7 protein-coding genes are annotated in these 8,508 nt (G+C 53.7%); 1 reads left to right on the forward strand and 6 read right to left on the reverse strand.

Annotation, left to right across the window (positions count from 1 at the left end):
- Window positions 1-3,205: TonB-dependent receptor (locus tag OXG87_19355; GenBank protein ID MCY3871712.1), on the reverse strand; the 3,205-nt coding region annotated here is incomplete at its 3' end.
- A gap of 179 nt (window positions 3,206-3,384) precedes the next feature.
- On the opposite strand from OXG87_19355, the gene OXG87_19360 reads away from it, so the two are divergent.
- Window positions 3,385-4,935: a hypothetical protein gene (locus OXG87_19360; protein MCY3871713.1), complete on the forward strand. Its 1,551-nt coding sequence runs from the start codon at window positions 3,385-3,387 to the stop codon at window positions 4,933-4,935.
- Between the two features lies 1 nt (window position 4,936).
- Here OXG87_19360 and OXG87_19365 read toward each other — a convergent pair whose 3' ends face one another.
- The 5 genes from OXG87_19365 to OXG87_19385 all read right to left on the reverse strand — a co-directional run bounded on the left by OXG87_19365 (window position 4,937) and on the right by OXG87_19385 (window position 8,271).
- Window positions 4,937-5,284 carry an STAS domain-containing protein gene (locus OXG87_19365; protein ID MCY3871714.1) on the reverse strand — a complete coding sequence of 116 codons (348 nt, stop codon included), beginning with the start codon at window positions 5,282-5,284 and terminating at the stop codon, window positions 4,937-4,939.
- Window positions 5,285-5,355: 71 nt separating this feature from the next.
- A complete protein-coding gene (locus tag OXG87_19370; GenBank protein ID MCY3871715.1) occupies window positions 5,356-6,603 on the reverse strand; it encodes a putative DNA binding domain-containing protein in 1,248 nt (415 codons plus the stop codon).
- A gap of 37 nt (window positions 6,604-6,640) precedes the next feature.
- The gene (locus OXG87_19375; protein ID MCY3871716.1) at window positions 6,641-6,802 is read right to left on the reverse strand and encodes a hypothetical protein; all 162 of its coding nucleotides are present in this window, start codon (window positions 6,800-6,802) and stop codon (window positions 6,641-6,643) included.
- A complete protein-coding gene (locus tag OXG87_19380) occupies window positions 6,795-7,019 on the reverse strand; it encodes a winged helix-turn-helix transcriptional regulator (protein ID MCY3871717.1) in 225 nt (74 codons plus the stop codon). The genes OXG87_19375 and OXG87_19380 overlap by 8 nt, the downstream gene beginning before the upstream one ends.
- A 214-nt stretch (window positions 7,020-7,233) precedes the next feature.
- Complete coding sequence (locus OXG87_19385; protein MCY3871718.1) at window positions 7,234-8,271, reverse strand: hypothetical protein; 1,038 nt, start codon at window positions 8,269-8,271, stop codon at window positions 7,234-7,236.
- Between the last annotated feature and the right edge of the window lie 237 nt (window positions 8,272-8,508).

Consider the following 8,508-nt stretch of genomic DNA (forward strand, 5'->3'; position numbering starts at 1 on the left):
CTATCGATTCCATATACGCGCGGAAGCGATTGCCAGTATTCGTGCCGGAATATACAAAGGCCTGGCCACCGCCGAAGCTCCCCACGCCTCCTCTGGGCGTGTCTTCGGGCGCAGTCCCAAAAAGGTCGTTGCGATTGCCGCCGCCCAGGGTGTGCGTATTTTGGAAGTTGAGCGGGTTGGAAATCTCTATGAATAGCATAGGCGATCCCGGCATATCGAACATCTTGGAAATGCGCAGGTGCGCGGCGTATTCATCAACCCACTGCGCGTTGAGCACATTGATCAGCGAAGCATCCGCATTGCCCGGGTTGTAGTTGAACCACTCTCCGGCCTCGCGATCAAGGTAGAAACCGAGATTCCAGCCGCCCTTGAGCATCCGCTGTTCGCCGCCGTAATCGAGGGGCGTTCGGAAATTGCCGCCCAACTTTATCTGGGGCTTTGCCTTAAATGGCGGCGCGGCATTGTTCGGGCTATTCTCAAGCACGGTTGTCGAAGGCGTTGAAACCGTCTTCGCATCGCGGATATCTTGCCACGCTGTGTTGCGAACCCGCGCCTGGCGAATATCATAAGACAAGAAACCGGTAAAGAACTGGCCCCGCGTCTTCTGCAACTTCAGTTCCAGCCCGCGCGCATCAGTCACAAAGGCATTCTGCGTGTTGCGAGGAGCACCCGTGTTAAATGCCCCCCTGATCCGCACGGCGGGCCAGGCTTCGTTCTCGCCATCTTTGAAATAAACCGTTCCCGTCAAAAGATACTGGCCCTGGAAGCTGCGTTCATATCCCATTTCATACTGAATCGTGCGCTCCATCTTCATCCACGGATTGCCAAAAAACTCCAGCGACTGCCCCAAACCGCTCTGCGTGCGATACATATCGCGCGTATTCACAATCTGGTTAAAGTGCCCGTAGTTGATGAACATTTTGCTCAAATCCGTAATCGGATAAGAAGCGCCAAAACGGGGGCTAAAAGCCCAATCGGTTGGCGGGCGCACTTTGCGCACCGCGCGATAAACAGCTTCGGCATCTCTGCCAAACCACGGGAAATGGGTTTCATTTGGAAGGTCAAAATAAAGGTCGGGGCGATGCCAATCCAGACGAACACCGGCATTGACCACAATATCGCGATACTCCATCCTGTCCTGGAAAAAGACGCCGCCGAAAATCGGGGTTTTCACAAAATAGTTGTTGTGGTCACCCGTTGCGCCGCCCGAAGGCACATCCGATTCATTGAAAACGCCATCCCCGTTGATATCGCCTCCGCTGGGCAGGTCCGGATCGCTGCGCCCGGTCCACGGAAAGATCACGTCATCGGTTGAACTGACGCGCGGGCCTTCGTACTCATCCTTGTAAATGGGATCGCTGTATTCGGGAACTGCGGCTGGCACCATACCCCGGTTTTCGTGCAAATTGAAATGATGCACCTGCACACCGGCTTTAATCTGGTGATGCGGGGTAATCTGGCTCGTGAAATCAGCCGTAATATCGAGATCATCCATGGTGGACCAGTCGCCTGCACGGCTATTGCCGCCACCGCCCTGCATTCGGAAAATATTGAGAATATCATTGCCACCGGGCTTGTAATTCCAGCCAAAGGGCGCTTCGTTTAGAACCACGGCACCCCGCGCTCTGGCCGCATCGGCACTATTCTCGTCAACCTGTTCCATCGAACCATCTGTGTGGATAGCCATTGCGGGCGCGTTGGTCAGTTTTTGCGGATGCCATTGCGTGGTCCAATCCGCACCGCCAAATCGCGCCGTCAAGTTGTAAAACGTCTTGGCCGACAAAGTGTGTGTCCAGGAGACCAACCCGTGATTGCGCTCAATTAGCATCTTCTGGAATTCGGCAGCGGGCATAAACATGCGCGAATGGTTATAGTTCTCAAAAACCGCCTGCTGTGTGCGCTGTGGCACGCCCACATTATTGCCCTGATGGCTCCCGTGCTGGAACCCCCGAATATACTGCACACTCAATTTGGTCGTGGCAGTGGGGGTAAACGTCAGCTTGAGTTGTGTGGTATTGTCCCGATAAGAAACCGTGGCCACATCAAAGGGATAGGCCATGCGCTCCTTGCGGCTCGACGCCGTGAACCCCACCTTGTCCTTCAAAATCGGACCACCAACCGTAATATCCCACAAATAATCGTAATCGCGGTCTTCCGGATTTGCGTTAAATGGACCGTCGGCATACGGATCATCTCCGTCATGACTCCGATGCTGCCAGGCCCATATCCCCCTGGCCTGCTCAACAGTGGTAATGGGATCGCCACTTACGCCAGCCACCCATTGTTGTCCACCGGCTGTGCGATTTGCGAGTTCCTGGTTCCAGCCAATAAAGTCCGGCTCTCCATCTCCATTGCGGTCTTCGGTAGGACTATTAGACTGAAAACGCCCCACATCCCACCAGTTTTCTTCAGAATAGAGATTGGGTCCAAAGTGTTTCTTGCCAGCGGGATTGTACGTGCCTTCTGCCGACACAAAAAACTGGCTGGGTTCTTTGGTCACAAAGTTCACGACTCCGCCGCGGATATTCCCGTATTCGGCATTAAAACCACCCGTGAGCACCTGAACCTGCTTGATCGCGGTCTTTGAAAAAGATGTATAAGCGCGCTGATGGCGATTGTCAGCCGCGGTCACGCCGTCCATATTGAAACCGATGTTCATGGCGTTTTCACCGCGAATGGTAATACCCCATGCATCTTTATCTAAACCCACCTGCGTGGCGACCTGGTCCCGAATGCGCGCACCAACGGGAATTGTTTCGAGCTGCTCCTGCGTAATCGCCTGCTGCGCATACGATACGTCCATCTGCACGGGATCGAGATCGGCTGTCACCACAATGGCGTCCAACTCGACCGTCGATTCTTTGAGCTGGAAGTCAACCGTCGCGGTGCGATCTAAAAGCACTTCCACCTCGGTCTTGGAAACGCTTTGATAACCCACGAGAGAAGCGCGCACTTCGTAAATGCCCGGCGACACGCGCAAAATGAAATACTCGCCGTTGACATCGACCGTTGCGCCCATCCTTGTACCTACAACTACGACATTGGCTCCGGGCAACGGCTCGCCAGAATCCGCGTCTGTAACGCGCCCGGCGATCTTCCCCGTGGTCTGCGCCTGCAACCCAACCGGCAAGGCAAGAAACACTGTACACAACAGTGCCACCCAAAATCCCGGCGGGCGAAAAACATCACTGTAAACGTTCTTCATGCTCTACCTCCTTTAGGGGTGAAAAAACTGCGACGAAAAAACATATATACTAACCTGAATATAAGTTTATGGACTCCAATTCCCATTGTCAAGTGAAAGTTTACCCATTATCTTACAAAAAAAAAGGGATTTATAAATATCAAACCCCTGCGAAATCACCCTTAAACAGGCCCTATAAAATGAAACTCTCCAACATCAACACCACCGACATCACCGACGCGATCCGCCTGGGCTGCCGAATGATGAGCAATGTCTTCAACGCGGACGACAACGACATGCCCTTCTTCGGTTCCGAAGTCAGCCCAAACCCACAATTGCGGTTCAGCGGCGTACACACCGAGTCACACGTACCCGGCCGGCACCTCAACGCATTGCTCAACGCCGAAGACGCCGCTGGCATTTCAGTCGATCCCGATGCAATTGAAAAACACGCCAACGCCGCCTTCTTCTCCTACAGCGGATCGGTCGCGCTACCCCTCAACCGCACAGAGGTCGATGGACCTGTCAACGGCTTCACGACCCACAACGTGCGCGAAGGCTTCCACGCTCTGTACCCGTTGGTCAAATACAGAAACTCCGATCGCGCGCGGGAAATCGCCGAGAACAGCATCCGGGACATATTCGAGCTATTCAAACCAGATACAGGCTGGGACTTCAATCGCCTTGAAAATGAGCACGGCATAGAAGTCCGCGAGAACACCTTCATCACCGGCATCGCGCGATCAATCGGTCCCCTGGTCAAATACTACCGCGCCACGGGCTACGGACCTGCACTCGAACTCGCCGTAATCCTGAAAGAAAAAACGACCCGCGAATTTTTCCTCGAATCGGGTGCTTACGACCGCGAAAGCTTTGGAGCGCATACCCATTCGACAACATGCGTCATGTCTTCGCTCGCACAACTCGCAGACCTTCTCGACGATGCGCAATTGCTCAACCGGGTCAAAGCATTTTACGACAATGGACTATGGGAAATCCGCGATGAAATTGGATGGGTAATTGAGAACAGTGGAGATGATGCGAGCCCCGATCGCGGAGAGATCAACAACACGGGCGATATTGTTGAAACAGCCCTGATACTGGGCAGAAAGGGATATACCGAATACTTCGAAGACGCCGAGCGCATTACGAGATGTCACATATTGCCTTCGCAATTGCGCGACAACAGCTTCATCGAAGACCCGCCAAATCCGCACAACATAGACGGACTTCGCCAGGTCGCAGACCGGCATCTCGGCGGCTTTGGCTTCCCCGCACCTTATGGTCACGCGCCACTCGGCTTCGAGCGGATCAGCTTCAACACAGACATCGTAGGCGGGGGCGTCGGCTCACTCTGCGAAATCCTCCGCGAAGCCGTACGCACCGAATCCTCAATCCACCGGGTGAATCTCCATTTCGATATCGAAACCGAACATATCAAAGTCGAATCGCCCTATACAAATGACTGCCTGAGAATCACCGTCAAATCTCCCGGTCCCCTGTATGTCCGCATCCCGACCTGGGTCGATCCATCCGATATCGCCGTCGCCGAACGCTCCACGTACTCCAATGGCTATCTCTTAATCCCCGACCCTCAGGTCAACACCCCCATCGAAATACGCTTTCCCCTCGCCGAGCGCGAAATCGTATTGAAACACCGCACGCGAGACATCAAAGTGCGCCTGAAAGGAGACTCGGTACTCGCGATGGAAAATCACGGCGCTGACCTGACCTATTTCGATCCTCTGTAGCTCAACTGCTCTTGAATGCGTCAATTGCCGCGGCCTGAGAATCATAAACCGAGATGATCTTATCAAAACGCCCGAGCGCCATAACCTTGCGAATTGGATCAGATAGGGCGCAAATTCCAAATTGCTTGCCCGATGCCTTAAATTCCCTGGCAAAGATCAGAAAAATCCGAATCCCCGCGCTGCTGATAAAGGATACCTGTTCACAGTCCAGGATCAATGCCTGCTCTCCCGGATCAATACCAGATTCCAGGACACTCTGAAATTCAGAAGCAGTAATCGTGTCGATAGAACCGGTGGGCAGTGCAATCAAGACCCCGTTTTTCCGTTCCCACTTAACATCTATAGTCATCTGAATATATCCCCTTGCAAATAAATGTATTATAATAAAAATGTCGATTAAAATTGCCTGAAAAATGCCCTTTATCCTGAACTCTGTAGTGAGCCTCGGCGCAGCGTCAACCGCAAGTAATCTTCTGTCGCCTCAAACTCCGGGTCAACGCCGTTTTGCGCCCGCATCAGAGGAATGATCTTGTTTCTCACCCCCATGCCGCGCGCATCGGAATAGCTATAGTCCCGCAATGTCTCGGAGATAAGCAAATTGCGGGGAATGCGCTGACCGGCGACCATTTTTTCAATTGTCATGCCATTTTGCAACGCACCGGGGCTTGTAATCTCAATGCGATCTGCGTAACGGGCCACCTCGATTTGCTCGTACCGCGTCCAGTCCCGATGCGTGAGCGCGTTGACAATGCCTTCGCGAAGCGCGTCCAGCGGATAGTGCCAACGCCGTTCTCGACGCATAGACTCATCTACTTGCCCCGCCTCCTCGGACACGAATGGACGCATTGCATCGGCAAGGCGTTCAATAAGACCCTTTTCCACAAGTTCACGCCCCCCCGACAATACCCGCCAGAGATCGACAAGCGGCCCTTCAATCACCTGATCGTCAAGAGCCTCATAAGTCTTATCCTCCCCATCGAAACACATCCAGCGAATACCGGCATGGCGCAACAGGCGGCGCGGTCGATAACCGAACAAAATCAACCCGGCAATCGTACAGGCAGGCGGGCCATCCTCCCGCTCGACCATAAATCCCAACGCGCAAAGCCGCTCGTTCCACGCCTCGTCGGTCTCCGGTACATCTCGATCTCCGACAATCGCTGTGAGATAATCCGCCAGTCGCTCTCGGCTCAAATCGCTAAGGCCGCTACCGGAAACCGGCAATAACTCTGTGTGAATCAAACCGCCAGCAGCGAAAAGCCGCGCTTGCTGCTCACGCGAAGCCAGTTGAGACGTACTGCCAACCCGTATATAAATATCTTCCCTGCCGCGATACCACACGACATAGGGTTTGGTCGCTCCTTGCGTAACCGTAATGACCGCGACACGGCGCACATCGTCTATAGGAACTTCCTCGTAGAACGGCAGTATCATTGGATGCACCAAGCGTCCGAATACGGAATCCATCACCCAACGCTCGAGATGATCTCTCTGTATGCCGGTGATGGAACCGTCGTCTTCCACGCCGAGAAGGACGCGCCCCCCCTGAAAGTTGGCGAGTGCCACCACCTCCCTCGCGAGTTGTTCCGGGCGCAAATCATCCCGCTTAAACTCTACACCAGAGTTCTCACCCCCGGCTATCAGTTCGAGAAGTTCCGAACGTTTCATTGTACTGATCCTCAGTCTTTTGTAGCCTAAAACTGGACTATCCCTGACACAACTCAGCTATCATCGCCACGTTTTCCCCGAGATTGCGATTATTGTCGCGGTCCTGCCAGTTGCCGAGAAGGGCATAGCCCAGCGCATTCTTGAAAAACGCAATCACGCGCTTCTGCGTGCGGATCTCCCGTTGTCCGACCTTACTCATCCTGCGTCTCCACTACTTTCCAATGGCCTCCCCTGGCAGGCCCGATCCGTTCAAGGACACCCATTTTTTTCAGCTTACTGATCTGCCACTCGATTCCCTTTGCCGTGATTTCGAGTCGGTTCGCCAGTTCCGCTGTGGTGATTGAGGGATTGGCGGCGATCAGGGTCAAAATTTTCTCCCTAGTTTTCTCCCTAGTTTTCTCCCTAGTTTTTTTTATTCTTGGGTAGTTTCTTGGGTAGACATCTGGTTAGTTTTTGGGGTAACCTTTGGGGCAGTGGCACTACCAACAGGGGAATCGGGCACTTGATACGCAGCGGAGAACGGAAACCTCAACCACAAACCGTCGCCACCCTGAGCGTTGGCGAATCCGCAAACCCATTTCAGCTATTCGTCCCGCCACGTCTCTTTCCATTCGATGTTCTGACTCTCGCTCATGCCTCTGTATCCCTTGTCTTCAGATCTGAAAGAGCAGCCCGTCCTTTGTCCGTTAATTGGTACCTCTGCAATGAGCTACGCGGTTTGTCAGGAACAGTCCTTTCCAGTAATCCTCCATGCAGGAGTCGGTCAAGCCACTTTCTGAAGCTGCTCGTTCGGCTCGAATAACCTGCGGCAGTCAGCAACACTTCACTCGGAACTGCACCTTGGGCGCACGCCTGCAGCATAGCGACCTCTTTAAGTGACAATACAGCTTGGACCCCAGCTCGAGGTCCTACTTGGCCCCCTACTTGGCCCCCTACTTGGCCCCCTACTTGCTCTGCAAGTGTTGCTCGCCAAACCGTCGTTACAAATCCCTGGGGAACAGCGAACTCCGGTTCTGACAAACCCGCCTTCACACAGCGGCGGATCATATCCAGCGTCCCCGTTCCCATCCGTTCGATATATTCCGCAAGGTACATAGATTCCGCCAGCAGAGGATTGCCAGGTACTGACGTGTGTGCGACCCGCAGCTTCTCCAGTGTCAGTGGCGGCGGTAGCCTGCCGGGATTCCAGACCTCCAACCGGTCCGCAAAGAGCATGACCTGCACACTCCCATTGTTCGTATAGTCGCGATGCGCCACTGCGTTGACAATGGCCTCTGTCACAACTTCTTCTGGAATTTCATAGATACGAGGAGCGCGAGCACTCTCCGTGCGTGTGCCTATTGACCGATTGATCTTGCTCAACACGAAATCTACCGCCTGGTCAACCAGTTCGAATACCGTGCCCTTATAGACCTGGTAGGACGGAATCGGTTTGGCGACCTCAGTCCCGTGGAAGTGGGCACATCTGACTTCGGAAGAAATGAGATACCGCTGAGGCGCCTTCCCGAATAACAACACCGCTGCATTCGTCAACCGCCCGTTGTTCAACAGTTTCAGATGCTCCAGCAACTCCTCAGGAGATGTGTCCTCTGTCAACGGAAACTGTCTGGCTCTGCGTGCAGTGCGGATGAAGCGAATGATTCGCTCAAAATCGAGGTCTTCCAGCACCGCCTTCGCGCAACGCCGCTCGCTCTTGTGCGAACTCCGTCTGTACGCTGCTAATGAAAATGCGAAGTGGGGTCATGTTAAAATCTGTTCACTGACGAGGTTGAACCATTTCCGAATCTCTAATTCCGAGTAGCAATGACCGACTCAAACTGATCTATCCCTGACACAACTCAGCTATCACCGCTGCATTTTACCCAAGCTGGCCACTGAACTTTTGATACATCCCCACCACAAGAA

This window comes from Gemmatimonadota bacterium (genome assembly GCA_026706845.1).
In the GTDB taxonomy this organism is placed as follows: domain Bacteria; phylum Latescibacterota; class UBA2968; order UBA2968; family UBA2968; genus VXRD01.

Bases quoted from the DNA above. Each gene is read 5' to 3' on its own strand.
- OXG87_19375 (MCY3871716.1), bottom strand. From the start codon at position 6,802: ATGAGTAAGGTCGGACAACGGGAGATCCGCACGCAGAAGCGCGTGATT.
- OXG87_19360 (MCY3871713.1), top strand. From the start codon at position 3,385: ATGAAACTCTCCAACATCAACACCACCGACATCACCGACGCGATCCGC.
- OXG87_19365 (MCY3871714.1), bottom strand. From the start codon at position 5,284: ATGACTATAGATGTTAAGTGGGAACGGAAAAACGGGGTCTTGATTGCA.
- OXG87_19370 (MCY3871715.1), bottom strand. From the start codon at position 6,603: ATGAAACGTTCGGAACTTCTCGAACTGATAGCCGGGGGTGAGAACTCT.